We start from the raw sequence: 26,839 nt of genomic DNA on the forward strand, positions 1-26,839 counted from the left end.
CCTGGCCGCCTGGGCGGCACGACGATCAGTAAAAGCGGTAGCCGTAACTCAACATGGCACTGCGGCGCGGTGCCGGCAGATCGATGCCGCCGTAGCCCGGTTCGGCATAGCGGCGATCGGTCAGATTGGCCAGCCGCAGCGAGAGCGAGTGCGGCCCCTTCTCATGACGCCAGTTGGCGTCGAACACCGAGTAGGACGGCAATTGATAGGGCCGCAGCAGGTTTTCCTGGCTATTGACCTTGCTGGCCCGACGCGGCGAGACATGGCGGCCGGACAGGGCAAACGAGCCCCATTTCTGGTCGAAATAACGCCAGGCCAGGCCGACCGTCAGACGCGGATAGCTCGCCGTGGGCGCTTCCTGGCTGGCTTGCAGAATCGGTTGGGCAATATCGACGCTGCGCTGCCAGGCGAGTCGCAGATCGAAACGGTGCGCGCCCGGCGCCCAGGCCAGTTCGGTTTCCAGGCCACGTCCCTTTTGCTTGCCGCTGTTCTGCGGCCGCTGGTTCACCCCGCGCGGTAACAGCTCGACCTTGTCGTCCACCGTCATCACATAGGCATTGGCCGACCACCATAACTGCGACGAGATCCGGCCGCTCAGGGCCGCTTCGGTAATGCGGGCGTGTTCGGGTTCGAGCGCCGGATTGCCCAGCACTTCGCCGGCAAACAGCGGCTGGGCATAGAGCTGTAAGGCGGCCGGTGCCTTGTAGGAGCTGCCGTGCAGCAATTTGTAGGCGATATTGCCCACTTCGCCCACCATGGCCACCCGATGATTGACGGTGTCGCCGTAAACGTTATGGCGGTCCTTGCGCAGATTGACGGTCAAGCCCCACTCGGGCCAGGGACGCAGGCTGTATTGCAGATAGAGGCCGAGATTGCGCAGCCGCACCTCGCCGTCTTCACCTGAAATCAAGCTGCTCTGTCCGTTATTGCTGCGCACGCTGTAGACCCGCATCCGCTCTTCGTGGTCAACGCTGCGGTCTATTCCCATGGTCAGCACCTGGGTTTCACCGAGCGTGCGTTCGGCCTCGAATTGCAGGTCCAGTGCGCTGAAACCGAAGTCGCGCCTGGGATGGCTGGCCGTGCTGCCCAGATCGAGCCGTTCGCGGTTGTCGGGGCCGCCATGACTGAGCGCGGCGGCGCCACGCAGCGTCCAGCCGTGCCATTCGCGTCGTTCGTGGCGCAGCCGCAGCGTCTCCTGGCGCAGCGCCACGCGGTTACGCGGGCTCAGCACACCGAAATCGAGAAACTGGCCGTGGTTGTCGAGCCGGTAGACATGCAGCAGCACGCCGCTGTCGTGCCGGTCGCTGCGATGATCAACGCGCAGCAGCAGATTGCGCGGCCGCGACTGGTCGTCGGCTGAGCGTACATTGGCGCCGCCGAGCCGCGAATAGAACGGGGAGCTGGGCGGTAAAGGCTGGCCGCTGCGGTCGGTGTCGTCGAGTGACAGACCGGCTAGCCAGCTCCAATTGCCGTGGCGGCCTTCGCCATGGAGCGAGACGCCAAAGCCCTGTTCACCGCCGGCAAAACCGCGCACGGTGGCCTGCAGGCTGGAGGATTCCGGGCGGCGGGTGATGATATTGACCACGCCAAGAAAGGCATCGGCGCCATAGAGCGCCGAAGCCGGGCCGCGGACCACTTCGATGCGCTCGATCAGCGCCGGGTCGAGCAGTTCGGGGCCAAGGTAGTTGCTGGCATCGGCGCGAAACGCAATGGGCTGGCTGTCGATCATCACCTTGAGCAGCCGCGAATAGGCCCGCACGCCGGGATGAATGCCGCGCACCCCCACGTTGTGCGCCACCTGGTCGTAGACATCGTATAGCCCCGGTACCTGACTCAACGCTTCGGCGACCGAGCGATAGCCGAAATGGCGGATATCGTCGGCCGTCACCACCGAGATCACCGCCGGCGCCTCGCCCACGCGCTGCGGCCGTTTACTGGCGGTCAATACCTTGAGATCACGCAGTGCTTCGAGATTGAGATCGAACACCGTCAATTCGGTCTCGGCACCGACGACGGCTAAACAGGTAAAGCAGAGTGAGATATAGCGAAGGGCGCGGGCGGTGGGCATGGTGGTTTCCCTGACGCATTGGCTTGCCTCAGCGTAGTACAAACCCGGTCCGATGGAAGGGAGCGCCCCATCAGGTGGCGCTCCATTGGGCAGTTTGAGTGCCTTTCTGAAAAACTCGGCGTCAGTGGGGCCGGACCCGGCGCGTCAGGCCCAGGCCCGACCAGCACTGCTGGCGATGCCGCTCTGAAGGGAAACGCACTAATGCCGGGTCAGACTGCTGGCCTCGCCATAAAACTTCACGATCAACTGTTTCACCTGGGTCAGATCGAGCGCTTGGCCGTCCTGTCGAACGAAACGCAAGGTCCAGGTGGTAAACGGCGTCGGGGTGAAATAATCGTTCTCGTAGCGACGGGCGATATCGCCATCGAAGCGGATACGCCGCGTATCGGCCTGATAGACGAACTGCTTGCTGAGCGGCTCACCGACAAACTCCCGCAGTGTTCCGTCGAGTCGCCGATCGCGATAATGACCGGCGGTGCGGATCTGTACCGCTATCTCTCCCGGCTTGACCACTCCCTCAAGAAAAGCCCGTACCCGCTGTAGTCGCACCCGTCCGAAACCATGGAAGGCCGGATGATCACTCGGCAGCGTCCAGCTCACTTCTCCGCGTTCCTGTAGCGATGCCAGAAGCGCCGCATCATCGAGGACGATTTCCACCTCGTCCATCGTTTGTGGCGGCTTTGACAAGGTTTGGGCAAGCAGGAGCCGGCTCGACAAGCCGATGACTGCCGCTTCAAAGCGCTCCAAGGGGTCGGTGAGCCGTGGCAGTGGCGGCGTAGCCGACTCGTCGGCCAGGGTGAAGTACAGATAGGCGCGGCGATAGGCTTCCATGGCCAGATAGACCGCCCGTTTGGCATCGAGCACTTTGCTGAATGCCTGTTGCGCCAGCCGTTCCCGGCGAGCGCCGATTTGCTGATGACGGCTGACACTCTGCTGGGCGGCAGCCTGTGCCTGTTCGGCAGCCTGACGGCGCAGCTTCAGCTCGACCAGTTGCGCCGTGGCGCGGATCATCGCCAGACGCGCTTCGCTGAGCGATTTGCCGTAGGCAATCAGTTTGCGGAATTCCAGGCGATAGGCCGACCCGCCCGGCACACTCAACAGCACGCCGCCGCCCAGATTGTCGAAGGCGTCCTCGATGGTGTGCGACAGGATTTCCCAGGCTTGCGCACCCCCCGTCACCTGATCGAGTCCGCTCAGTTCGAAGTTCGACATCGATTGCTCGACCGAGCTATCGATATGACGGTAGAGCTGCTCGCTGGCGGCTTCCATCGCTTCGGCGTTGGCGATGATCCGGCTGATATTGAGGGCGGCATCGACGACCTTCTGGCCGCCCTCAAAGCCCGATTTCAGCCCTTCGATCAAGGCGTTCTGACGCTTCTCGCGCTCCTCCGGCGAGAGTCCGGTCGAGCCACCTGCGGGTGGGGTATTGATGACCAGACTGCCGGCAGCCGAGCCGGCGGCTTGGGCGGCTGAGAGAGCCGGCAGCAGCGGACCGGCTGACATCAGGGCGGGAATCTGGGCGAGCAGTTGGAAGGCGCCTGTGACCAGTCCAAAGATTTCCCGGCCGATCTGTTCTTCCTGCCAACGTTTGATGCCGAGCTGGAAGTCGATTTCGCGCAGCCGGATCTGCGCCTGCGTCTCGACCACCAACTGCGCAGCGAGCTGCCGTGCCGCCAGTGCCTGTTGTCGGGCTTCGCTGCTCTGTTTCTCCAGCTTTTTCGCCAGATCGAGCTGACTGTCCCGATCCCCCAGTGCTTCGAGCGCCGCCTGCGCCCAGCGTGCGTCATCGGTCTGCATGGCGCTGATCGCCTCCCAGTTGCGTTGACGCGAGCGCAGCAGATCGGTCAGCGTGCCGGCGGCCGAGCTGTAGAGCGCTTGGTCGAGCGGTGGCACCAGTACTGCCCCGTCCGGCACGGCACGGGCTGCCGATAGCTCGATGGCCATGGCGGCTGCCTGGGCAGCCAGCTCTCGGGTGTCAGGGCTGATCAGGCCAAGCGCGCTGATCCAGCGTAACTGGGCAAGGCTGAGTTCGGGCTGTTCGCTCGATAGCAGGGTGGCAATCTGGAATTGCGTGGTCAGCGCGCTGTAGAGCGGAGTATCCGGGCTCAGGTGGGCCGGGTCGATCGTGTTCAGCTCGATCCGCTCAAAAGCGCCTGCGGTCCATTTGCACCCTACGGCCGCAGCGGACGGCTCTGGCAGAAAGTCGCTGGTGCTCTCCACCGGCTCATCCGTCACCGTTTCGATCCGACATAGTCGCAAGGCGCGGGGCTGGCCATCCGCCCGGTTCACCACCTCCTGGGCAAACAGCGTCAGACCGCCTTCGGCTCCGCTGGTGCGGTCGAGTATCACCCGGGCGGCGTCGGACACCGTGATGCTGCGGGCAAACACCAGATAGGGCCGGTTCAGCACGATATCGGCGTCGAGGCTCAAGGCATCGCAGATCAGCACAAAAGGCGCATCGGGTTGCTGCTGATACTGCTGCGCTAGCTCATCCCAGGACAAGGCAAGCCGCCAATACTGGCTGCTGGTCGGATCCTCCGCAGCCGGCAGCGGCAGTTGCCAGGCTTGCAGGGTCGCCGGGCCATAGTGGTCCGCCAGGCGGACCGGTAATCGCTCAAGCCGGCTCATTTTACCTCCAGCGCCTGTTCGACCTGCTTGGCCAGGTCGGTCAGGGTGCTCTTCTGGTCGGAAATCTTGATATATGGCTCAGCCAGCAAGTCCTCGAGTGGCGGCACCAGACGGGTCCAGGCGGCTTCGGCGTTTCTGGCGTAGAGCTTGATCACGCTTTCTGCGGCCAGCACTTCTTCGCCGTCGCGCTGCTTGAGCATATAGCTGACCTTCTCGGCGATCAGGTCGATTTCCGATTCGATGCCGCGCCAACTGTTTTCCACCGTGACGGTATAGGCGATGGCCAGCTCGGTATTGGCCGCCACTTTGTCGAGGCTGTGCTTGGCGGTGTCCTGGACCTTGCGCACCTGAATCGCCAAGGACAACTCGGCATTGGCCTTGGCCAGCCGGGCTTCGTCCTCTTCGATCTTCCGCAACATCTTGGCGGCTTTGTCGCCGTAGATGCCGGCAATGATGATGGCCGACAATTGGCCCCATAGCGGAATCCAGGCATAGGTGACGGTGGTGCTGGCGATGATCACATCCTGTTTGTATTCCTCACGCTCGTTCTGTAGCTGCTTGCTCAATTGCTTGATCGAGCCGATGGCATCCTCGCCGCCGTTATATTTGTCGAGCACCGCCTGGTTGGTCTTGCTGTCCTTTTCCACTTGCTCATCGGCATTCTTGACCTTGCTGTTGGCTGCGGCGAGCTGGGTACGGAAAGAGGCGAGCCCGTTGCGGACAGCAGCGGCCTCGTCAGCGTTCTTGGTGGCGGTGCTGCGCAGATCGCGCAAGAGATCCAGCGCGCTGAAGCCGTCCTTTTTCTCGATCAGTTCGATCACTGCCGAGAACAGCCCGCCACCTTCCTTGCTGGCATCGTCGGCAAAGCGCTTAAGGCTGCTGCCAAGGTTGACGACCCGCGGAAACAGATCGCTCAGAAAGCTGAAACAGGCCTTATGCACCTGCGAATACCCCTCCAGCATGGTGCCGTAGAACAGATAGGACTCCGGTTGCTTGATATCGAGCGACATCTTCAGCTCGGCATCGCTGCTGGGCAGACGCACCCCCCAGTAGGCATAGAGTTGCAGGTAATGCCAGGCATACCACAGTGCGGATTTGCGGTTCTTCTCGGTGCTGGCGACAAGCTTTTCAAAGTTGGCAATCAACACTTCGGGCTGAATCGCTGCTTCAGCGACTGGGGCAATCAACTGATTCATCCTGTTTTCCTTTTGAGCAATAAAGAGAAGCCTGCTGCGCTGTCCTCTCGCAGGGCGCTAGCCAATATCAATATCTGTGCCAGGCAGAAAATCCCGAAAAATCGACTTATTTCTTCGTTTTTCAGGAAAAAGGGCGGTAAAAAGCCTCGATTTGACATGTAAAGCGACTGTCAAGGCTGTGGCATTCGAGAGAGTGCGGCGGGAGAAGATGGATGCTTGGGAGATGCCGAAAAAGCAGTTTTTCTTTTGCAGGCTATCCGGCGGCGGTGTGTGGAGGTTGAGTTGGAAAGGAGAGAAGCGTTGCGGAGGTGTCCGCTCGATAGGAGGGAGAGATGGAGGGAAGTTGAGAAGTAAAAAGTCAGAAAAGATTTTTTTATTTTTATGGATGTTTATATGCCTTGAACTATGTTTTCCTGAAATTTTCCTTTTTGCTGTGTCCGCGCCCTGGGACTAGCTCGATGTCTCCTCGAAATTCTCCAGGGTAAAAAAGAAGGTCGAGCCACAGCCAGGTTGGCTGTCGGCCCAGATACGACCGTTATGGCGCTGGATCACCCGCTGTACGGTTGCCAGCCCAATACCGGTACCGCTGAACTCCTCGGCCTTGTGCAGCCGCTGGAACGGCTGGAACAGCTTGTTGGAGTACGCCATATCGAAGCCTGCACCGTTGTCGCGGATAAAGTAGATCCGCTCGCCGTCATCGATCACGCCGAAGGTGATGCGGCTGGGTTCGCTGTAGGCGCTGTATTTCCAGGCGTTCTCCAGCAGATTGCGCAGCACGATCTGGATCAGCTGGCGGTCGGCCAGTGCTTTGACGTCGGGCGCGATCTCGAACTCAATGGGCCGCTGTGGTGATTCATTGCGCAGATCGTCACTGATCGAGCTGGCGATGGCGCTCAGATCGACCAGTTCGCGCTTCAGGCCGGCATTGGCCACCTTGGACAGCAGCAGCATGGCATCGATCAGATCGCTCATGCGCTGGGCGGCGCGACGCAGGCGGTTGATATAGTCGCGGCCCCGGTCGTCGAGCCGGTCGGCATAGTCCTCGGCCAGCATCAGGCTGAAGCCGTCGAGGGTTCGCAGCGGGGCACGCAGATCGTGCGAAACCGAATAGCTGAAGGCCTTGAGTTCGGTATTGGCGCTTTCCAGCTCGCGCGTGCGCGCCCGCACGGCCGCTTCGAGTTCATCACGGTAGCGGGCCTGCTTGGCTTCGTCGCGTTTGCGCTCGGTGATGTCGGTCGATACGCCGCAGATGCCCGAGACCTGGCCATCGGCCGTAGTCAGCGGGAATTTGACCGACAGATAGGTATGCTCGCCATCTTCCTGCAACGCGGTTTCTTCGAACTGCAAGGGTTCGCGGCTCTGCATGACTTCCTGGTCGTTGCGGCGGTATTCCTCGGCAAACTGTGCCGGAAACAGATCGCGGTCGGTTCGGCCGAGCACGCCTTGCCGGTTGGTATGGAACAGCGTCTCGAACTGGCGGTTGACCAGGATAAAGCGGCCATCGAGGTCTTTGACGTAGATGACGGCGGTGGTGTTGTCGATCACCGCCTGCAAGGTGGCATGGCTGGCGCGCAGTTCGGCGTCGCGCTGGCCGATCTTGTCGAGCATATGGTTGAGTGCCTCGGCCAGCCAGCCGATCTCGTCGCGCCGATCGACGGCAGCGCGGCGGCTGTAGTCATCGCTGGCCGAGACGGTGCGGGCCAAGGCGCCCAGTTCCATCAGCGGGTCGGAGATCAGCCGCCGCAACAAGCCTGCCAGCAATAGCGACAGCAAGCCCACCGCCAGCAGCACCAGCGCCAGCACCACGGCGTATTCGGCCAGCCGGCTGCCCAGCGACGGCAGGTCGTATTGGATTTGCAGATAACCCACCAACACCGGCCCGCTCAGAATCGGCCGGGTAAACCATAGCTGGTGTTCGGTGAAATGGAGTGGGGTGTGGGTCAACTCCGCATGCCAGTTGCAGGTGGCGTCGGGTCGGGGACTATAGCGGGCGAACAACTGGCCTTGCTTGGTGAAGACGCAGGCACCGCCGACTTCGGGCAGTGCTTGCAGGGTGGACAGTGTTTCGCGCGCCACTTCGGCATCGTTGAAGCTGAGGGCGGCATGCAGATTGAGACTGAGCAATTCGGCCTTGACCCCCAGCTCACGCGCCAGACGGGGCTGGAAGGTGGCCAGCTCATAAGCCAGGGTCAACAGACTCGCCAACAGCAGCGCAGCACTGCTGGCCAGCCACAGCGCGAGCAGCAGTTTGCGCCGCAGCGGCAGATCACGCAGAGGGCGCCTCATCTGGGCTCCTCGGCGCTACTGTTGTGTACGGCCTCGGCCAGGCTCAGCATCCGGGAACTGATTCGCAGCCCGGCACGCTGTGCGGCATCGAGATTGACTTCGAACCGGACGGTGCTCTTGACCAGCAACAGCCCGATCACGCCACCGTCGCGGATAAAGTGTTCCGACTCCCCGACAGTCAGAATCGGCTTGCCTTGCAGAGCCAGCAGCCACTGCGCCTGCCGTTTTTCCTCATCCTTGGCGATCAGCACGATATGGCAGTCAGCCGCCTCTTCGACCCGGCGCAGACGCCGCGCCGCCAGGGGCCGGCCCGGACTGGCGTTGACGGCCCGGTCAAGCGAGTCGCCAAACGGGTCTTCGCCGATGACGCATATCCGCATCGGTGCCCCGGGCGCCATACTGGCGGCGGGCCACTGCACATAGCGGGTGAAATTCAGCACATAGGCCATCTTGACGTCGTACTCGGCAGGGGCCGCCGCCTCAGGTTGCCCTGTCAGCACCCATGCCCCCAGCCAGACCAGCAAAGCCATGCGGCAGCGGGCCAGGGGGGAGCGGGGCAGGGTGGCTGGAGCGGGCAGTATCACCATCATCCGGGCGAGAAACGGAGCATGTTCCACTATAGGTTTCCGCGCGATGGACGGCCGGGTTTCCCGCGGTGCCGGAGCGGGACGAGGTCGGCAATTCAGCCGCTGAGCTGCCTTTAGCCACAATCGTCCACGCTATTTATCTTAGGACGCTGCCGCTTGCTGTCCGGTCCCATTCGCGTCCACCGGCCCTCATGGTCTGACCCGCAGCGAGTCGTCGCTGGGCGGGCAGGATAGACCGGTTGCGCCGGAGACTTTTTGCGTGCCGGGGAAGTGGCCGGGTTGGAGTGGGTCGTTGGTGACCGGGAAGGTGCCCGGGCTGGAGAAGGAGGAATTGGAAAATTTATTGCAAAACGATTGCTTTATCTAATATGACAAAAAGACAATAAAGAAAAACACCTGCCTAGGCAGGTGTTTCCCTTGTCAGCAAACCGACTGATTACTTCTTGAACTTGAGCGGATAAGCCTTGCCATCATTGCGATGGGTTTGCTTGATGTCCATGGCTTTGAGCACGGTCGGCAGAATATCGACGGTGCGGAAGGCGTAGGACGGGGTTTCCGAACGGATATTGGCAGCCCAGATATACATCGGCACGCGCTGTTCGTCTTCCTTGAAGCCGCCGTGGTCGCCGCTGACCGAGTAGTTGATGCCGCTGGCCAGCACGCCCACCACATCGGGGCTGGACGGGGCGGCCATGGTGTCGATCAGGCGCTGGGCATTGCGCTTCCACCAGCGATGTTCGCTCGCCGTCATCTTGGCGGCGGTATCGGTGGCGGTGTCGAGCTTGTAGCGCTTGCCGTCGAGGTAGTAGGTGGCGACCACACCCGGCAGCTTGCGCATGATCTTGGCCATTTCGCGCTTCTTGGCCAGCGAATCGTCCTTGAGCCAGGTATTGACGGTGGTGGATTGGTAGTTGAACTGGACGTTGCCGGTATCGATCAGCGGTTGGATGGCCGGCACCGGCTTGTCGAGACCGGTTGCGTTGACGGCTTCGCCCCAGTACCAGTTGTTGTCGCCACGATTGGCGGCATTGACGCCCTTGAAGTCGTGCCAGCCGTGCACCGCGCCATGGTCGGCCGTCACCACGATGAGGGTCTCGTCGAGCTGATTCAGGTCCTTGAGCTTTTGCAACACGCGGCCGAACTGCTCATCGGCGTATTTGGCGATAAACGGCAACTGGGTCTTGGCGGCCGGATCGTCGGCCGGTGCCTGGGCGGCGTCGTCCGGACCCCACATATGGCCGGCCTTGTCGATGCCACCGAAGGTCATCAGCATGCCGCTCCAGTTTTCCTTCTCCATCATGGCCATCGCCGCATCGGCCACCCAGGCGTCGCCGCCCAAATGTTCGGGGTCGTTGCCCGGCACGAAGCGGTTGCCGTCGAGCGGGTAGAGCCAGGTCGGCGGCGTTGCCAGCGTGCCGTAGTCGTTGCCCTTGTCGGAGTTGATGTAGAAGCGGCCGCACTTGGGCTCGGTCAGATAGCTCGGCACATTGACGCCATAGGGATAGCGCCACTGGCCTTGCAGATTGTCGCAACCGGTTTCCTTGCTGACGTCCTTCTGGCGGTCTGACATCCGCACGGCGATATCGCCCGTGGGCGCGGCGACCGATTCGACCGCATAGTCCTTTTCGCCCACCACGATGAATTTGCTGCCCGGTTGGGCGGTATGCAGGTAGTCGGCGAGTTTCGGATAGTTGGCGTCTTTGATCAGGGTGGCGAACTGCTCGCGGCTGAGCGAACCGGTGGTCCAGATCGCGTTCTTACCCTTGCCGAGCAGGTTGCGGCTGTCGCGGAAGGCTTCGTCGGTCCAGCCCATATTCTTGGGGAACTGGCCGCTGACCATCACGTTATGGCTGATCACCGTCTCGGAGGCCATATGGCCGAGGTGGCCGTCCTTGAAGTGCACACCTTCGTCGCGCAGCTTCTTCAGGTTGTCCATGCCAAAGCGCTCGATGTAGTCGGGCTTCATCTGGTCGAACACAGCGATCAGCACACGCTTTGGCTTGGCGGGTGCGGCAATCGCCTGACCGGTGACGCCGAGGGCGGTCAGCGCTGCAGCGCCGAGCAGGACGGAACGATAGGACATCGAATGACTCCTTCAATCTCTGTTGCGGTGGTCTTATTTGAGCGATACGAGGCGAACGGGTCGCCGTCCCGGTCGGCCACGCGGAAGGCCGACCCGGACCGAGCGCATACTTGCCCATTTTTGTTTCGGCGTAAATGCTGGAGTATCGATTTAAACGAGCGCTCGCTTGCTGGTATCGTACCGGCGGTGGCGTTACCATCGCGTTCTTTCGCCTGGGCCCAAGGCCGCCGATTCGCCGAGATTGCGCGATGATCACTGCAATTCGCCGCATATGGTTTTTCCCTGATGCGGATTGTCCTACTCATCGCGCCCCGCTTGTCCAGCTCGTCCGATAGGGGATTCCCATGTACAAACTGTATGGTTTCGCGCGCTCCAATTACTACAACAAGGTCAAGCTGGCCCTGCTGGAAAAGGCGCTGGCATTTGAAGAGATCGTGGCGATGCCGGGCAGTCCGGACTATCTGGCCCGCTGCCCGACCGGCAAGATTCCGTATTTCGAGACCGAAGAAGGCGGCTTTTGCGAGTCGCAGGCCATCGTCGAATATCTGGAGGAGTGCCACCCCGAACCGGCCTTGCTGCCCGCCTCGTTGCAGGAACGCGCCAAGGTGCGCGAGCTGTTGCTGGTGCTGGAGACCGGGATCGACCTGAGCGCGCGCCGGCTGTTGCCGCATCTGCTGCTGGGCCATCCACTGGCCGATGCGGTCAAGGAGGAAGCGCGCAGCCAGCTGAAGCGCGGGGTCGCCGCCTTTGCCCGCCTGGCGAAATTCTCCCCCTATGTGGCGGGCGCCGACTTCACGCTGGCCGATTGCGCGGCGGCGTTCCATCTGCCGCTGGCCAGCCGGATCAGCCGCCGGATCTACGACGAGGACCTGCTGGCTGAACTGCCGCTGGCGGCCTACCGCGAGACCTTGGCCGCGCGCCCGACCTATCAGCGTGCCATGGCCGACTTCGACGCCTCTCGGCCGCTATGGCGCTAGCCGTTTTCCGCCGCCTGCCGGGCGGCGTGCTTTTCAAGGAGTTCCGATGACATTCGCTATGGTATTTCCCGGCCAGGGTTCGCAATCGGTCGGCATGCTCGACGCCTTTGCCGATCTGGCCGTCGTGCGCGAGACGCTGACCGAGGCCAGCGAAGTGCTGGGGCAGGACGTGGTCCGCCTGATGGCCGAAGGGCCGGAAGAGGCACTCAACGCCACGGTCAATACCCAGCCGCTGATGCTGACGGCCGATGTGGCGATCTGGCGTGCCTGGCTGGCGGCCGGCGGCGCCCGGCCGACGCTGCTGGCCGGCCACAGCCTGGGCGAATACGCCGCCCTGGTGGCGGCAGGCGTGCTCGACTTCGCCCAGGCCCTGCCGCTGGTGCGGCTGCGCGCCGAGGCGATGCAGGAGGCCGTGCCGCTGGGCAGCGGCGCCATGGCCGCGGTGATCGGGGCCGAGGACGAACTGATCCGCAGCGCCTGTGCCGATGCCGCCCAGGGCGAAGTGGTCGAACCGGTCAATTTCAATGCGCCGGGCCAGGTGGTGATCGCCGGTGCCAAGGACGCCGTGGCGCGTGCCGTCGAGCTGCTCAAGGCGCGCGGGGTCAAGCGGGTGCTGCCGCTGCCGGTCTCGGTCCCGTCGCACTGCGCCCTGATGCGCCCGGCCGCCGAGCGGCTGGCTCAGGCGCTGGCCGAGCTGCCGCTGGCAGCGCCGGCGATTCCGGTGCTGCATAACGCCGATGTGGCAAGCCATGGCGACGCCGGAGCGATCCGCGCTGCGCTGGCCCGTCAGCTCTACCAGCCGGTGCGCTGGGTCGAGACGGTGCAGGCGCTGCGGGCTGCCGGCGTCGGGGTGATCGGCGAATGCGGCCCGGGCCGCGTGCTGGCCGGCCTCAACAAGCGGATCGACGCTGGCGCACAGACCGTTTCGCTGCTCGAACCGGCCCAGTTCGACGCGCTCAAGGCGCTGCTGGCCGCTTGATCGTTTCTGCCGTCCGGCGGGGGCCGGGCGGTCTACAGGAGTCACCATGTCCCTAGAAAACAAGGTTGCGCTGGTCACAGGCGCTTCGCGCGGCATCGGCCGCGCCATTGCCGAACTGCTGGCTGCCGAGGGTGCCCGGGTGGTCGGTACGGCCACTTCCGAATCGGGCGCCGCTGCCATCGCCGACTATCTACAGCCGCACGGCGGCCTGGGTCTGGCGCTCGATGTCAACGACCCGGCCGCGATCGATGTGGTGCTCGGCCGTATTGAGGCCGAGCTGGGTCCGGTGACGCTGCTGGTCAACAATGCCGGCATCACCCGCGACCAACTGCTGATGCGGATGAAGGAAGACGACTGGGAGGCCGTGCTCGATACCAATCTGCGCTCGGTATTCCGTCTGTCCAAGGCCGTGCTGCGTGGCATGATGAAGGCGCGCTGGGGGCGGATCATCAGCATCTCTTCGGTGGTCGGCAGCACCGGCACGCCGGGCCAGGCCAACTACGCGGCGGCCAAGGCCGGGATCGAGGGCTTTACCCGGGCACTGGCACGTGAAGTGGGCAGCCGACAGATCACCGTCAACAGCGTGGCGCCCGGCTTTATCGATACCGATATGACCGCCGCCCTCAGCGAGGACTATCGCGCCAAGCTGCTGGCCCAGATTCCGCTCGAGCGGCTCGGCAGTCCGCGCGATGTGGCCGAGGCCGTTGCCTTTCTCGCCAGCGAGCGCGCCGCCTATATCACCGGCACCACCTTGCATGTCAACGGTGGCATGTATATGAATTGAAAGCGTTTTTAGCTTGGGTTTACGCGCCTGCGCCATTTTTTGCTAGAATGCGGGCGCTTTTTGACTATCCATCCACCACGAAAGGCTTGGGTTCTAGAAATGGAAAATATCGAACAACGAGTGAAGAAAATCGTCGCCGAACAACTGGGCGTCAACGAAGCCGACATCAAGAACGAGTCGTCCTTCGTCGAAGACCTGGGCGCCGATTCGCTCGACACCGTTGAACTCGTGATGGCCCTCGAAGAAGAATTCGAGTGCGAAATTCCGGACGACGAAGCCGAAAAGATCACCACCGTGCAGCAGGCCATCGATTACGTTAACGGCCACCTGAACAAGTAAGCCTTTTCCGGCTTGCCAGATTTGAGACCTCTGCGGCAACGCGGCCCCCAAGCCGCCGCTGGCGCAGAGGTCTCGTCGTATCCAAGGTCCGATTCAATCGGTTGCTTGTTTGATCCCTAGCGTGGGCAACCGCGCCAAGATGGAGTAAGACTGTGTCCAAACGCAGAGTCGTCGTCACCGGCCTCGGGTTGATTTCCCCGATCGGCAACGATGTCGCCACCGGCTGGGCCAACCTGGTCGCCGGCACCTCGGGCGTGACCAAGATCACCCGTTTCGATACCTCCGACCTCGCCTGCCAGATCGCGGCCGAGGTCAAGGATTTCGACGTGACCCAATACATGACGCCGAAAGACGCCCGGCGCATGGATTACTTTATGCACTACGGCATCGCTGCCGCCTTCCAGGCAGCCGCCGACGCCGGCCTGGACGGCGCCGACATCGATCCGACCCGGATCGGCGTCAATATCGGCTCTGGCATCGGTGGTCTGCCGCTGATCGAGGAAACCGACGGCGTGCTGCGCGACGGCGGTCCGCGCAAGGTGACGCCGTTCTTCATTCCCGGCTCGATCATCAATATGGTGGCGGGCCAGGTGTCGATCATGAAGGGCTACAAGGGCCCGAGTTACGGCATCGTGTCGGCCTGCACCACCGGTGCCCACTGTATCGGTGACGCCGGCCGGATGATTGCCTATGGCGACGCCGATGTGATGCTGGCCGGTGGAGCCGAATGCGCGATTACCCGGCTCGGTATCGCCGGTTTTGCGGCGGCGCGGGCGCTGTCGACCCGCAACGACGATCCGGCCGGCGCCTCGCGGCCGTGGGACAGTGGCCGCGATGGCTTCGTGATGGGTGAGGGCGCCGGGGTACTGGTGCTCGAAGAATACGAACACGCCAAGCGGCGCGGCGCCACCATCTACGCCGAGCTGGTCGGCTTTGGCATGAGTTCGGACGCCTACCATATCACCGCCCCGGCCGAGGACGGCGACGGCCCGGCCCGTGGCATGGCCAATGCGCTGCGCGATGCCAGGCTCAATGCCGACGAGGTCCATTACATCAATGCCCATGGCACCTCGACTCCGCTCGGCGATCTGGCCGAAACCGTGGCGATCAAGCGCTGCTTTGGCGACCATGCCCGCAAGCTGGTGGTCAACTCGACCAAGTCGATGATCGGCCATCTGCTGGGTGGCGCCGGCGGTGTCGAAGCGGTCTATTCGGTGCTGGCCATCCATCACCAGCTCAGCCCGCCCACCATCAATCTGCATGACCCGGACCCGGCCTGCGATCTCGACTATGTGCCCAATGTGGCGCGTGAGATGAAGATCGATGTGGCCATCTCCAACTCGTTCGGCTTCGGCGGCACCAACGGGACCTTGGTGTTCAAACGACTGTCCTGACCCGGCAGGCCGCTCCTCGAGCGGCCTGTTTTCCTTGGGGCGGCGCGATTTTCCGGCCCGATGGACGCAGCGGCGCTGCGGCTTTTGAAATCATCCAATAATCAATTTTTATGCAAAATGTCTGCTATTATCTGTGCGGATTAGATAATAAAATGCATAAAAACAGTCTCCATCTAAGCCGGTCGCCACGTCCAGCCCGCAAGCCCCTCATCGTCCTGCCTGGCCGCCTATCCCGCAGCTAGATCGACTACTTCGACTTGTCCGCTTCACTTGCACCGACTTCAGGCGGCTTGAAATACGGCCGGCCGTTTTCCATCGGCAGTCGATAGCGCTGGGCCAGGGTTTCGTAGAAGTCACCGCGCAGAATCTGGCGCAGGGCGCGGTTGAAGCGGTCGCGCGCGGTCTGGTCGCGGAAGGCCAGCCGGTACAGCGTCGGGGGGAAGAGCGAGTGGAAGCAGAGCGGCTGGCGGGTATCGAGCCGGGGGTCGAGCTGGGCGGTGAAGTGCTGGAAGATATTGATGTCCGAGATCGCCACATCGACCCGGCCGCTGTAGAGCAGCCGGTTGAGAATGATCTGCGGCGAGCGCTCGATATAGTCGGGGTTGCGTGCCGCCATGGCGGCGAACTCGGGACCGAGGTAGCGCTGGGCGTTATGGAACGAGGCCACGCGGTAGCGGTCGAGTTCGGGCACCTTATGGATGCGCAGCTTGTTCCGACACAGACTGATGGCGGCGTTCTTGTAGGCGATATAGGGGTCGGACAGGAAGCCGCCGCTATTGCTGATCACTGCATCGGCCTGACCGGCGGCAAGCTGCAACTGGGCCTGCTTATTGGGCGCGAAACTGACCAGCGGCCGGTAGCCGGCGCTGTCGAGCGCGGCGGTCAGCAGGTCGTATTCGATGCCGCGCCGCTCGGCGGCGAGCACATAGGGCGGTTTGGTTTCGCCGATCACCAGCCGCAAGGGCGGCAACTCGGGCGTCGTGGCAGCACCGAGGACCGTGGTGGAGAGCAGCAGGGTCAGCAGGCCGTGTCGGTATCCCATGAGGTAATCTTAGTCTGGTCGAGTTGGCGCGCCGGGGTCGGTGGAAACCGTCAAGCGGCTGACTTGGCGGCTTGCCGCGCCACGCGTTGGAGCTGCTGCGCGAGCCGTTTGCTCGGGCTGTAGTCGAGCACGGTATAGCCATCATCGTCGGTCAGATCGAGCCGGGTGCCGCGCTCGACCAGCAGGGCGGCAGTGGCCTCCATGTCGAGCTTGGCGCGTTTGACTTCTTCGCGATCCCAATGATGTCTCTCGTAGCCGAGCAGATAGCTCAGCGCCAACAGACCGCGCCGGTTGGGCTGGTTGGGATCGACGCCACGGTCGAGCAGCAGCCGGACCAGCTCGAACAGACCTGCCTGGCAGGCTTGATGGAGCGCCGGGTTGCCGTGCTGATTGCAGCGGGTCGGATCGGCGCCGAGGATCAGCAGATGGCGGGCCGATTCGACCCAGCCGATATCGAAGGCGTGATGGAGCGGCGTATTGCCCCAGGCATCGACGGTATCGAGGTCGGCGCCGTAGCGGTACAGCGTGTCGAGCCGCTCGGCGGCATTTTCGTAGCGCACGGCATCGAACATGGCCTGATGGTGCCGTCCATGCCGACCGCCCCGGGCGCGCAGCAGTTCGATCATCGGGCCATGGCGGGCCATATCGAGGGCGGTGCTGCCTTTGCCGTTCTCCAGATTGGGGTCGGCACCCTGGTCGAGCAGCCACTGGGCCATCTGCACCAGCGTGGCCACGTCTTCTGGCTGGTCGTATTCGGTGCTGGCCACTAGCAGCAGCAGATGAAGCGGGGTGTCGGCCCTGTCGCGGGTCCGGGCATTGGGGTCGGCGCCCTTTTCCAGCAGCAACTTGACCAGCCTGGCGTACCGGCTCAACGGCGGACGCTCATCGTCCGAATACTTGCGCTGGGCCGAGTGGATCAGTTGATGCAGCACCGTGCGCCCCGGGTCGCCCGGCTCGTCGCTCAGTGAGCGCACCGCCTGTTCGCTCGCTTCCTCGATCTTCTGTCCCAGTTGGTAGAGCTGGGCCTCGCTGGTGCATTCGTCGGACAGCAGACGTAATTGCTGGCCTTCCAGATAGTCCGCCTGCTCATCTGGCGAGCCATCGCCGCCATGGCGGCGTCGGATGGTGGCGGCGATCAGCACCGAGGCCGCTTTGCATTTCGACCATTGCAACGGGGGATTGCCGCTCCAGTCTGTCGCCTCGGGGTCAATGCCGTGGCGTAGCAGCGCTTCGATGGCAGCCAGCCGGCGCTTGCCGGCTTCGGTGTCAAGCTCCTTGTCTTCCAGCCAGCGCACCTGGTGATGCAGGGCGTTCTGGTGGAGGCTGTCTGTCGCGTTGACATCGGCACCAGCCGCGACCAGCAGATCGACCATCTCACCGCTGGCGGCATTGTCGAGTGGCGAGACGCTGTAACGGTCTTTTCCCTTCGCGGCCACCCCATTGGGGCTGGCACCCTGCCTCAGCAGCTCGCGCGCCAGCGGCAGGGCATCGCGTCTGGCGGCTTCGCACAGCGCGGTCTGGTGCAGGCTGCCGTTGACGGCATCGAGGTCGGCGCCAGCCTGGATCAGGCTCAATGCCACCAGATCATGGCCCTTGCGGATGGCCTGATACAGCGGCGTCTCGGAGTGCTGGGTCTTGACGTTGACCTTGGCGCCCGCTGCCAGCAGCTTCTGGACAATCTCCAGATGGCCATAACCCGCTGCCCAGTGCAGCGGCCGATAGCCGTAATGGTTGCGGGCATTGGGGTCGGCGCCGCGCTCGAGCAGCAACGCTAAGGTGTCCGAATTGGCCGAGGTGACGGCATAGTGCAGCGGGCTATTGTCATTGAGGCCCGCTAGCTTGATCGAGGCGCCGTGGTCGAGCAGCCAGGCGACGACCTCGGTCACGCCGTACTGGCAGAAGACGTGCAGCGAATGGTTGCCATCGGCAAAGGTCGTTTGCAGCGCGTCGTCGCCCATCTTGGCGGCAAGATGGCGGAACATCGTCAGATCGCGACTGTATTCAAGTGGCCGCCAGCCTTTCTGGGTGGTCTCGAACGGTGTCAGCCGGCTCAGTGCCAGAACCCGCTCGACCATCTCAGTCCGGCCCGAGCTGGCCGCCCAATGGAGCGGCGTCAAACCGGCGCCGTTGCAGTAATCCAGTACCGGGTCATATTCAAGCAACAGATCGATCAGACTGTTCACGCCGCCGGCAAACGCCAGATCGACGGCGCGCGTGCCGCGCCGGCTGACGGCATAGGGATCGGCACCCTGTTCGAGCAGCAGGCGCGCCATCGCCTCATTGCCTTCGCGCAGTGCCCGATGCAGCCCGGTGACTTCCTGGGCATCCCGACTGTCGATCGGTATCCCCAGACTCAACAACCAGCTCACCAGCACGGTATCACCCTGTTCCACCGCCTCCAGAAATGGGACGGGCTGATCGTCCTCACACTGCGTCATCGCCTCCACAAATGCCCCGACCTGTCCGTCGGCCAACGCTTGCAAGGCAGACAGAGGGTCGTCATTGACCAGGGCATCAAGCAAAAGCTGGCGGGAGAGATGAGGCATAAGACACCTGTACAGATGGGAATTTGAAGTGATGGCGATCTGGCGCGGCACGCAGTGTATGCCTGAGCCGATGGCTCAACCATGGTCGGATTTACGCCGGAGCGGCCAAGCCCAGGGGGCTCGAGGCTGTGACTTCGGAAGTCCTCGTCCCCGACACGCCCATCACATCCAGTATCCGCTTTCAATATGGCGTCCAAACCTGCCGACGGCGTAGGGTGGAGCACGACACCGTCCAGTACCCACCATTGAGTCCATCACCAGCCAAACAGCAGGATCAGTGCAATGCAGCGTTGCTGTTGCCTGGTAGCTGACTTCCGTCTGTTGTCGCTGAGCTTGGACGCCGCTTGCAAAGAAAAATCAAAAGCGGGTCGGGAAACGCTTCAGCCGCCATTACGTGGATGCCGCGCTGCCCGGCTTTCATTGCCACGCCTGAAGTTGCCTGTGATCCGGGCCATCAGCAACTGGGTGTTTGCCTTGTCTTCATCAACCCGCTCAAGAAAACGCCGGGCCGCCTCGCCGCGCAAGATGGCGGCCGGACGGCCATGGTGGCTGATATGCACTTCGCCAGCGCGAGTGGTCCGGTAGCAATAGCCGAGATCGAGGAGGTCAGACATGACAGAAGCTCCAGGGCAGGTGCCAAGTGGCGCGCAGCGATTGTAGAAGATAAGGCGGCGTTGCTGGTGCGAGGATGGGGGCGCGTTCGGGAGAGAGAGCGGGAGGCTGGGGTGATTGCTGGGTCTTAGGGGCGCCGGTCACAGGAAGGATCATATAGATAAATTTCTGCAATTCTGGTCGCAAGTCTGTATGCGACTTTCAGAAAGAAATAAATCTATCCTTGATATGACCGGCGCAGCAGTAAATATCGAGGGATATTTTATTGCTGACTTGCGGAAACCTTGGCGTGTGGCGATTTGGCGTCGCGCAGTTTCAGTCGGTCGGTCAGCACGGTGAACTGGTCAGGGCAGGCGACATCGACCGTTTCCCCATCGAGCGTACCCAGCGTCACGCTGGCGCCTTGCTGCTGACAGGCAGCACGCAGCTTGGTGTAAGCGGTCAGCGGATCCTGCAACAGCTTGACGCCGGCCACCCGGTCGATTTTCAGACTGCGCTTGAGGGTGGTGCAGTGCGGCATGGCGTCGGTCCTGAAATGGTCGTGATGGGTCCAGAAAGCCACGCTGCCTCGGCAGTCCTTGCTCTGGAGTGCACCGATGAGCTGACCCGAGACAACAGGAAATTCGGGGGCTTCGACCGGCACGCTCTCGACTTCGACGCCGCGGGCACGCAACAGGGCAGGCAGGGCAGCGGCAAAAGGTGTTACCCCCTGGACCGTTTCCTTGAGATCGGCGCCGTTACCGCTGGCGAAATAGGCGATCCAGCGGGCGTCGTCATAGGCCGGGAAACGCCGGAAAAAGCCTGCGACGGCGGTAAGCGGGGTCAGATCGGGCTGTCGTTGCCGCAGCGACAGATAGCCGAGCCAGTACAAGCTGATGCCGCAATGGTAGGCCACCTTGCCATTGGCGCCATTGCCGTCGCCCTTGAACGGTTCATTGCCGATCTCGCTGCGGCAGCGATTGAGCTGGTCGGCCAACAGGCGCTGGTATTCCTCTTCGCTGATCCGGTTCGACTGGCGCAGCCAGGCGTAGGTGATCCAGTCGGCGCCGCCTTCATGGAGCCAGGGTTGGCTGCCGTTCTGGGTGGAATAGGCTTGGCCGCTGTTCCAGAGATGGGACAGTTCATGCGCGACCAGACTGTCGAGCTTGTTGAGGAAGGCCGCCGACGGTTCGGCCGGGACGGCAAGGGACAGCTGGATCATGCTGTTGCGCGTCACGTCGCCACGCTGGTAGTCCGCGTTGTTGCCAGTCGGCGGCAGATATTTGATAAACAGCGCACGCGGATGGGAATTGGGGCCGAAGGCGCGGGCGTAGTCGCGCATCGCCTCGTTATGGGTGGTGCTGAGCCGGGTTTCGATCGCGGGCGGCAGCGCCTTGCTCATGACGACCAGCGTACCGCCCCAGCGCTGCACACGGTCCGGTTTGCCGAAATAGACCAGGGCGTCGTTATAGCGGCGGCTTAGCCGCTCGCTGCGATCCTGTTCGGTGCTGGTGCTGCGTACCGTGACCGGACGCGCCAAGGCGCGGCCGTCGTTGATCACGATTTCACCCTTGGCCGGCCGAAAGCGCCACCGCACCTGCGGGGCGTCCACCGCGAAATGGTCGGTATGGGTCATCACATCGTGGTCGTCACTGATGCTTTCGGCCAGTTGATAGGTACGGCTCAGATGCAGCGTGCCCTTGATGATGTCGAAGCGGACCTTGCGGCAACGCTCGGACTGATGGCGGCGCAGGCCGCCGTCGATCAGTACGGCGCAATCGCTCAAGGCCTTCCAGCGTTCGCGGCGAATCGAGTCGAAGCGGTTGTTCTCGAATTTGATAAAGGTCCGGTCGGCCGGAAATTGGTATTCGACGTAGAGATCGCCGTCTTTGGCGCCGAGTTCGACGGTCACAGGCGCGGCGGCCGTCGCGCAGACGGGCAGCGCCAGCGCCAGCAGGGCGGTAAGTTTCATCGGGAGATTTTTCCTTAGTCGGATCAAAGCGAAATAAGCCTCAGGACAGCCGAGCCGGCTCGACACCGAGTTTTTGCGCCATCAGCTCGCGCGGATAGCCGTTGTCGATCAGGGTATCGGCGACATGGCGATAGAAAGATTTCAGACCGTCGCAATAAACACTGGGATTGTCGAAGCCGCTTTCGCGGCTGTAGCGGTTTTCCAGACTGCCGCCGTGACAGGGTTTCTTCCACACGCAATCGCTACAGCCCTGCGGCAGGGTATGGCGCGCCTGGGCGATCTCGGCAAAGCCCGGCAGCGAGAAGAAGTCGCGCATGCTGGTCTGCGAGATATGGGGCGAGGGAAATTTATGGCGCCATTCGAGCGTCGGAATCAGGGAGTCATCGACCGAAATCGTGCCGTCGCTCTGGATCACCAGGATCTGATTGCGCACCGAGTCCGGTTCGGGCGGGCGCGGCATATCCTCGTTGCGGCGCAGTTGCAGAAAATCGAGCAGATCATTGAGTTCGCGCACCCGTACGTCCTGGCGCAGCAGCCAGGCGTCGAACAGCTCCTTGAGAAATTCGCCGTAAGCGAGCGCGCTGTCGCCGTTGTCGAACGGGGTATCCCAGGAGCGGTCGGGCAGCAGGAAACCCAGCGCCGACAGGCCCATCTCGTCGGTCAGATAGTCAAAGATCCGCCGCGCGGAAAAAGCGCTGTTGACCACCGAAATACAGCCCACCGAAGGCAGCTCGCCCTGCTGGCGCGCGGCCTGAAGCCGCCGCAGATTGGCTTCGACCTGGGCATGTGAGCCGCGACCTTTGCGGTCGAGCCGGAAGCGGTCGTGGTACTCGGCCGGGCCATCGAGGCTGATGCCGACCCCCACGCCATAGCGGCGCAGGCAATCGAGCCACTCATCGGACAGATGCACGGCATTGGTCTGCATCCCGAGCGACACCGGGCAAACCGGGTCGATCCTTTCACGGATCAGGTCGCACAGATAGGCAAAATCGCGAGGCTTTTGCAGGGTGGGTTCGCCGCCGTGGAAGATGATGTCCATTTCTTCGAGCCCCAGGTCACGGGCGCCGGTGGCAATGAAATCGACAATGGCGGGAAACAGTTCGCGGCTGACTACGGCCGGGCGGCCATTGGCCGAGTCGTCGCCATGGAAGTAGTAATAACAGTAGGTACAGGCCAGATTGCAGCGTTCAACCGTCTTGAAGATCACCTGAACCTTGCGGATTTTCGGCGGCGTCGGCTTTTTCAGGGCCGACAGGGGAATCGTATGCATCATCAACTCGTGGACGTCACCCCAAGGCAAGCCGGGCCAACACCCGGGCCACCCACCTTCCGTCGGGAAGGCGGTGCGGTTCGGGGGGTGATGGCACCGGTAACGCCTGAGGGTGATTTACTGTTACGTAAAATTATAGGTAACTAGCTATCAAGCCAGAACTGTCAGATGTGTCAGGGACAGCGGAGATACCGGACTGCCCGGCGGGGCAGTCCGGCAGTCCTTAGGCGAAGCGGTTGCCGTCGCCCGGGTCGGTCTTGGGTTCGTCGGGTTGCTTGATCTGGCGGGTGTACTTGGTGCCAGGGCTTTGCTTGTGCTCGGCATAGCTGGCGCCACCACCGACCTGTTCAAGTTCCTCGGGGGTCAGCAGGCGATTGACCAGCCGGTGGATACCGGCTGTCAGCAGGTCTGAAGTCATGGAAGATTCCTTATTCAAGAGATGGCAAGCGATCGGTACTGGCCGAGCCTGTCGTCGGCTCCGGAGTGCAGATGTTCTGCGTGTAGTGATCGCTGACGCTCTGCTCGTACTGGCAATAGGTCGAGTTACCGCCACCGATGTGATCTAGCTCGGCAGAGGTCAACAGGCGGGCCACCAGTTGCTCGGTTCTGAGGCGGGAAAGGGAAGACATTTTCATCGATAAAAAAGTAATTGGCGCCTGCTATGGAATTAAGTATTCGTGCATCAATGCTGATGGCTATGGTGCAGCTTATCTCTGTCAATGCACAAAATACTTCTTCATAAGAAAGTCATTCTCATCGTCCCGAAAGATCGGGCCGGAAATGGTATTTCCTGAACATCAATAACAGGCACCAGGTCGATCAAAGTGCGATGGCAGGGTTATCCGCCACTCGCGAAACAGGCTGGCAATCCCTGTTTACTTGCCCTTGTCCTTGTCGCCGTCATCAAGGCAATTCTGTTTATAAGGCTCATTGGTCTGATGATATTGGCAGTGGTCGGGCGAAGTGTTGCCGCCGCCAATGGTTTCGGTTTCCGCTGGCGTAAGCAGGCGGCTGACCAGATGATCGATATTTTTCTGGACGAGTGAGTGAGTTTTCATTGAATCAAGATCCACATCAATTTGAATGAGTCTGCAAAGTCTATTTCGGGCAGACTTGCCGGAAGACTTCCTTGCTTTGGGTATGCTCGCAATATTTGTCGCCAGCACCGGATACCGACTCAAGTTCGGCTGGCGTCAGCAGCCGGCTGACCAGTTGCCCGGCCTGCGAGGTCTGAGTGGGGGGGGATGGGTATTTCATCAGGTTTTCCTCCAGAAACGATGTTTGATCTGCCGGTCAATATGGAACGACTGTTCCGATACATACTTAACCGACAAGCAAATTATATTTAATCGATAGTTAAGTTATCACTGTCAGCGCTATCAGGTCGGCGGGCTTGCCGCGATTTGCACAGGGTTTCCTTAATTGCCTGGCGGCGCTCGCGTTACACTGCCGATTTTTCTGGTGGGAGCTGCTATCGTGCGTTGGACCTTACGCGCCAAGCTCGCCGTGGCGCTGGGTGGATTCGGGCTGATCCTGGTCGGCGTGATGTATCTGCTGGCGACGCTGGGTTTTGAAGCAGGTCTGCGCGCCCATCTTGACGGTGTGCAGTCGCAGATGATCGAGACCCTGCGTAACCGTCTGGTACGTGACTACCCCGACCGCGAGGCTTGGCGCCATCTGGCCGACAATCCGCGCAGTTTCGAGCGGGCGCTGGAAGGGGTGTTCCCCCGCAGTGAACCGGCGCGCGGCGACGCTTCGCTGGAGCGTGATCAGGCTGCACGTCAATATCCCTTCCCGCCGCCCCGACCCTTCGAGGCCGAAGGCCCGCCTGCTGAACCACGCCCCGGACGTGGCCCTGGCATGCGGCGGCCGCCACCTTTCCCCATCGTTCTGCTCGACGCCGAGCGCCGTCTGCTGCGCGGTCCATCGCTGCCTTCCGAACAGCTCCATCTGACCGAGATCCGTGGCCGCGATGGCGAATTGCTCGGCTATCTGGGCCGGCCGCGACTGGCACAGAGACTTAGTAGCGAAAATGACCTGTTTTTTGCCAATCAGCAAAGAAGAATCATGTTGTGGGGCAGTCTTGCGGCAGCTTTGTTGGCATTAACGCTGTCCTGGCCGCTTGCCTCGCTGTTGCTGCGGCCGGTACGACGGATTGCGGCTGCGCTCGATCGCCTGGCGGCGCGTGACTACAGCGTGCGGCTCGGTGGACAAGGCAATGATGAGCTGGGCCAGCTTGCCGCCGATATCAACCGGCTGGCCGTGGCGCTTGACGAGCACGGCACCAGCCAGCGCCAGTGGATGGCCGATCTGGCCCATGAGCTGCGCACGCCGCTTTGCGTGCTGCAAGGCGAACTCGAAGCGCTACAGGATGGTGTACGCCACTACGACGAAGCCACGGCGCGCGAACTGATGCTCCAGGTGACACGGCTGAGCCGTCTGGTCGATGAAATCAAGGAACTGCAACTGACCGACCGCGCTGCCTTGCGCTACCGCTTCGAGCGGCTCGACCTGTCGGAGCTGGTGCAGGACGAACTCGATGCCCTGGCCGGTCGTTTCCGACGGGCCGATCTCGATCTCCTGCTGTTTCGTCGGCTCGACCATGCGCCTTGCGTGGGTGATGCCCAGCGCCTGGGCCAACTGCTGCTCAACCTGGCCGAGAACAGCCTGCGTTACACCGATCCGGGCGGGCAAGTGCGGGTGACCTTGAGTGGCGATGCCCAGCGCCTGACGCTGGTCTGGGAAGACAGTGCCCCGGGCGTGCCCGACAACGCCTTGCCGCATCTGTTCGAGCGGTTCTACCGGGTCGATGCCAGCCGCCAGCGCGCGACTGGCGGCTCGGGGCTCGGTCTGGCCATCGTGGCCAATATCGTCGCCGCCCACGATGGCACGGTACGGGCCGAACATAGTCTCTTGGGCGGTCTGGCCCTGGTATTTGAATTTCCGAGGGAGCGTGGTGGATGAACGGAGCAACCATATTGATCGTCGAGGACGAGGAGAAGCTGGCCAGCCTGTTGGCCGATTTCCTGCATCAGGCCGGTTTCCAGACCGCTTGGCTCGATGATGGGCGCAAGGTGACCGACTATGTGCGGGCCACGCCCCCGGCAGCCGTTCTGCTCGATCTGATGCTGCCGGGACTCGATGGGCTCGAAGTGTGCCGGGCGCTGCGGGCGTTCAGCGAGGTGCCGATCCTGATGACCACCGCCCGGGTCGATGAGATCGACCGTCTGCTCGGGCTGGAACTCGGCGCCGACGACTATATCTGCAAGCCCTACAGCCCGCGTGAAGTGGTGGCCCGCGTCCGCGCCGTCCTGCGCCGCCGCCTGCCGGACCGTCCCGAACTGCCGCTGCGTTTCGAGGACGATAAATTACGCGCCAGTCTCCATAGCGTCCCGCTCGAACTGACCGCCATCGAATATCAATTGCTGCGCCTGATGGCTGCCGAACCGGGCCGGATCTTTTCGCGCGATGCGCTGATGCAGCGTATCTATCCCGACCGACGGGTAGTGGCCGATCGCACCATCGACAGCCATGTAAAGAAGCTGCGGCGCAAACTGGAGATGGCGGAGCCGGAGCGTGAGTATGTGCATTCGGTCTATGGGGTGGGATATAAGTTCGAGACCTGAAGAATCGAATCTCGGCCATTTCTGCTTCGTCATCCCGATGATCGATCAGTCCATCGAAGCGAAGGGGGAGTTTGATCGGCGAGGTTTCAGGGCTTGACGGTTTTATTGCTGCAAGGCTCGATGGAAGTTGAAGTGTCATCCTCAGTGGAGTGCTCCCTCTCTCCCTGGGGAAAGTAAATAGCCAATATCTGCTTGCGGTGGCGTGAGCGTTATTTTTCTTCCCCCAAAAATCAAACCCCTTGTTGTGCAAAGGGGTTTCGTTTTTTGTGGCGTTGACATCTATTTCTTCTTGCTCGTATCTGTCTTCAACTGCTCGGGTTGTTAGCGCATTTCCACTCGAATCGGATTCGCAGCAAGTCTGGTTGAGTGCCGGACATCCTGACGCCGAATTGACTGGAACTGCGCCTATCTTTGTCTGGCAATCGTCGTATTTCCTCTGGCTTGGTTAATTCGATCGGAGGTTTTTTGGGG

At 62.0% G+C, this 26,839-nt stretch carries 20 protein-coding genes; 7 read left to right on the top strand and 13 right to left on the bottom strand.

Annotated elements, in window-relative coordinates:
- Positions 1–25 precede the first annotated feature (25 nt).
- The 6 genes from ACFOW7_RS18220 to ACFOW7_RS18245 all read right to left on the bottom strand — a co-directional run bounded on the left by ACFOW7_RS18220 (position 26) and on the right by ACFOW7_RS18245 (position 10,848).
- A complete protein-coding gene (locus ACFOW7_RS18220; protein WP_378167033.1) occupies positions 26–2,068 on the bottom strand; it encodes a TonB-dependent receptor plug domain-containing protein in 2,043 nt (680 codons plus the stop codon).
- A gap of 198 nt (positions 2,069–2,266) precedes the next feature.
- Positions 2,267–4,696, bottom strand: a complete 2,430-nt coding sequence (locus tag ACFOW7_RS18225; protein WP_378167035.1) for a hypothetical protein — start codon at positions 4,694–4,696, stop codon at positions 2,267–2,269.
- Positions 4,693–5,892 (bottom strand): hypothetical protein, encoded by a 1,200-nt coding sequence (locus ACFOW7_RS18230; RefSeq protein WP_378167037.1) that lies wholly within the window; start codon positions 5,890–5,892, stop codon positions 4,693–4,695. Before ACFOW7_RS18230 ends, ACFOW7_RS18225 begins: the two co-directional genes overlap by 4 nt.
- 450 nt (positions 5,893–6,342) lie before the next feature.
- Positions 6,343–8,178 (bottom strand): PAS domain-containing protein, encoded by a 1,836-nt coding sequence (locus tag ACFOW7_RS18235; RefSeq protein ID WP_378167039.1) that lies wholly within the window; start codon positions 8,176–8,178, stop codon positions 6,343–6,345.
- Positions 8,175–8,795, bottom strand: coding sequence for a YfiR family protein (locus ACFOW7_RS18240; protein WP_378167041.1), 621 nt, complete (start codon positions 8,793–8,795; stop codon positions 8,175–8,177). Before ACFOW7_RS18240 ends, ACFOW7_RS18235 begins: the two co-directional genes overlap by 4 nt.
- Before the next feature lie 406 nt (positions 8,796–9,201).
- Positions 9,202–10,848: an alkaline phosphatase family protein gene (locus ACFOW7_RS18245; protein ID WP_378167043.1), complete on the bottom strand. Its 1,647-nt coding sequence runs from the start codon at positions 10,846–10,848 to the stop codon at positions 9,202–9,204.
- A gap of 344 nt (positions 10,849–11,192) precedes the next feature.
- On the opposite strand from ACFOW7_RS18245, the gene ACFOW7_RS18250 reads away from it, so the two are divergent.
- The 5 genes from ACFOW7_RS18250 to fabF all read left to right on the top strand — a co-directional run bounded on the left by ACFOW7_RS18250 (position 11,193) and on the right by fabF (position 15,321).
- Positions 11,193–11,825, top strand: coding sequence for a glutathione S-transferase family protein (locus ACFOW7_RS18250; protein WP_378167045.1), 633 nt, complete (start codon positions 11,193–11,195; stop codon positions 11,823–11,825).
- A 46-nt stretch (positions 11,826–11,871) separates the two neighbouring features.
- Positions 11,872–12,804 carry an ACP S-malonyltransferase gene (gene fabD / locus ACFOW7_RS18255; RefSeq protein WP_378167048.1) on the top strand — a complete coding sequence of 311 codons (933 nt, stop codon included), beginning with the start codon at positions 11,872–11,874 and terminating at the stop codon, positions 12,802–12,804.
- A gap of 46 nt (positions 12,805–12,850) precedes the next feature.
- Positions 12,851–13,588, top strand: a complete 738-nt coding sequence (fabG, locus tag ACFOW7_RS18260) for a 3-oxoacyl-ACP reductase FabG (protein WP_378167050.1) — start codon at positions 12,851–12,853, stop codon at positions 13,586–13,588.
- Positions 13,589–13,687: 99 nt separating this feature from the next.
- Positions 13,688–13,927: an acyl carrier protein gene (gene acpP, locus ACFOW7_RS18265; RefSeq protein WP_378167052.1), complete on the top strand. Its 240-nt coding sequence runs from the start codon at positions 13,688–13,690 to the stop codon at positions 13,925–13,927.
- A gap of 152 nt (positions 13,928–14,079) precedes the next feature.
- Positions 14,080–15,321 carry a beta-ketoacyl-ACP synthase II gene (gene fabF / locus ACFOW7_RS18270; RefSeq protein ID WP_378167054.1) on the top strand — a complete coding sequence of 414 codons (1,242 nt, stop codon included), beginning with the start codon at positions 14,080–14,082 and terminating at the stop codon, positions 15,319–15,321.
- Positions 15,322–15,568: 247 nt separating this feature from the next.
- Here the strand turns inward: fabF and ACFOW7_RS18275 are convergent, their stop codons facing one another.
- The 7 genes from ACFOW7_RS18275 to ACFOW7_RS18305 form a co-directional block, all read right to left on the bottom strand.
- On the bottom strand, positions 15,569–16,363 hold the full coding sequence (locus tag ACFOW7_RS18275; RefSeq protein ID WP_378167058.1) for a substrate-binding periplasmic protein: 795 nt from the start codon (positions 16,361–16,363) through the stop codon (positions 15,569–15,571).
- 50 nt (positions 16,364–16,413) lie between these two features.
- Positions 16,414–18,909, bottom strand: coding sequence for an ankyrin repeat domain-containing protein (locus tag ACFOW7_RS18280; protein ID WP_378167061.1), 2,496 nt, complete (start codon positions 18,907–18,909; stop codon positions 16,414–16,416).
- A gap of 380 nt (positions 18,910–19,289) precedes the next feature.
- Positions 19,290–19,523 (bottom strand): hypothetical protein, encoded by a 234-nt coding sequence (locus ACFOW7_RS18285; RefSeq protein ID WP_378167063.1) that lies wholly within the window; start codon positions 19,521–19,523, stop codon positions 19,290–19,292.
- A 260-nt stretch (positions 19,524–19,783) separates the two neighbouring features.
- Positions 19,784–21,472, bottom strand: a complete 1,689-nt coding sequence (locus ACFOW7_RS18290) for a hypothetical protein (protein WP_378167065.1) — start codon at positions 21,470–21,472, stop codon at positions 19,784–19,786.
- A 40-nt stretch (positions 21,473–21,512) separates the two neighbouring features.
- Positions 21,513–22,742 carry a radical SAM protein gene (locus tag ACFOW7_RS18295; RefSeq protein ID WP_378167068.1) on the bottom strand — a complete coding sequence of 410 codons (1,230 nt, stop codon included), beginning with the start codon at positions 22,740–22,742 and terminating at the stop codon, positions 21,513–21,515.
- Positions 22,743–22,965: 223 nt separating this feature from the next.
- Positions 22,966–23,160 carry a hypothetical protein gene (locus tag ACFOW7_RS18300; protein ID WP_378167070.1) on the bottom strand — a complete coding sequence of 65 codons (195 nt, stop codon included), beginning with the start codon at positions 23,158–23,160 and terminating at the stop codon, positions 22,966–22,968.
- Positions 23,161–23,617: 457 nt separating this feature from the next.
- A complete protein-coding gene (locus tag ACFOW7_RS18305) occupies positions 23,618–23,923 on the bottom strand; it encodes a hypothetical protein (RefSeq protein WP_378167072.1) in 306 nt (101 codons plus the stop codon).
- 295 nt (positions 23,924–24,218) lie between these two features.
- On the opposite strand from ACFOW7_RS18305, the gene ACFOW7_RS18310 reads away from it, so the two are divergent.
- A complete protein-coding gene (locus ACFOW7_RS18310; protein WP_378167074.1) occupies positions 24,219–25,706 on the top strand; it encodes an ATP-binding protein in 1,488 nt (495 codons plus the stop codon).
- Entirely contained in the window at positions 25,703–26,368 is a 666-nt protein-coding gene (locus ACFOW7_RS18315; RefSeq protein ID WP_378167076.1) for a response regulator, read from the top strand. The genes ACFOW7_RS18310 and ACFOW7_RS18315 overlap by 4 nt, the downstream gene beginning before the upstream one ends.
- The last annotated feature ends 471 nt before the right edge of the window (positions 26,369–26,839 follow it).

Origin of the sequence: Chitinimonas lacunae (genome assembly GCF_042650885.1) — a bacterium.
In the GTDB taxonomy this organism is placed as follows: domain Bacteria; phylum Pseudomonadota; class Gammaproteobacteria; order Burkholderiales; family Chitinimonadaceae; genus Chitinimonas_A; species Chitinimonas_A lacunae.

What these genes read in the sequence shown, in the direction of transcription:
- ACFOW7_RS18220 (WP_378167033.1), bottom strand. Translation starts at nt 2,068, where the DNA reads ATGCCCACCGCCCGCGCCCTTCGCTATATCTCACTCTGCTTTACCTGT.
- ACFOW7_RS18225 (WP_378167035.1), bottom strand. Translation starts at nt 4,696, where the DNA reads ATGAGCCGGCTTGAGCGATTACCGGTCCGCCTGGCGGACCACTATGGC.
- ACFOW7_RS18230 (WP_378167037.1), bottom strand. Translation starts at nt 5,892, where the DNA reads ATGAATCAGTTGATTGCCCCAGTCGCTGAAGCAGCGATTCAGCCCGAA.
- ACFOW7_RS18235 (WP_378167039.1), bottom strand. Translation starts at nt 8,178, where the DNA reads ATGAGGCGCCCTCTGCGTGATCTGCCGCTGCGGCGCAAACTGCTGCTC.
- ACFOW7_RS18245 (WP_378167043.1), bottom strand. Translation starts at nt 10,848, where the DNA reads ATGTCCTATCGTTCCGTCCTGCTCGGCGCTGCAGCGCTGACCGCCCTC.
- ACFOW7_RS18250 (WP_378167045.1), top strand. Translation starts at nt 11,193, where the DNA reads ATGTACAAACTGTATGGTTTCGCGCGCTCCAATTACTACAACAAGGTC.
- fabD (WP_378167048.1), top strand. Translation starts at nt 11,872, where the DNA reads ATGACATTCGCTATGGTATTTCCCGGCCAGGGTTCGCAATCGGTCGGC.
- fabG (WP_378167050.1), top strand. Translation starts at nt 12,851, where the DNA reads ATGTCCCTAGAAAACAAGGTTGCGCTGGTCACAGGCGCTTCGCGCGGC.
- acpP (WP_378167052.1), top strand. Translation starts at nt 13,688, where the DNA reads ATGGAAAATATCGAACAACGAGTGAAGAAAATCGTCGCCGAACAACTG.
- ACFOW7_RS18275 (WP_378167058.1), bottom strand. Translation starts at nt 16,363, where the DNA reads ATGGGATACCGACACGGCCTGCTGACCCTGCTGCTCTCCACCACGGTC.
- ACFOW7_RS18280 (WP_378167061.1), bottom strand. Translation starts at nt 18,909, where the DNA reads ATGCCTCATCTCTCCCGCCAGCTTTTGCTTGATGCCCTGGTCAATGAC.
- ACFOW7_RS18285 (WP_378167063.1), bottom strand. Translation starts at nt 19,523, where the DNA reads ATGTCTGACCTCCTCGATCTCGGCTATTGCTACCGGACCACTCGCGCT.
- ACFOW7_RS18290 (WP_378167065.1), bottom strand. Translation starts at nt 21,472, where the DNA reads ATGAAACTTACCGCCCTGCTGGCGCTGGCGCTGCCCGTCTGCGCGACG.
- ACFOW7_RS18295 (WP_378167068.1), bottom strand. Translation starts at nt 22,742, where the DNA reads ATGCATACGATTCCCCTGTCGGCCCTGAAAAAGCCGACGCCGCCGAAA.
- ACFOW7_RS18300 (WP_378167070.1), bottom strand. Translation starts at nt 23,160, where the DNA reads ATGACTTCAGACCTGCTGACAGCCGGTATCCACCGGCTGGTCAATCGC.
- ACFOW7_RS18315 (WP_378167076.1), top strand. Translation starts at nt 25,703, where the DNA reads ATGAACGGAGCAACCATATTGATCGTCGAGGACGAGGAGAAGCTGGCC.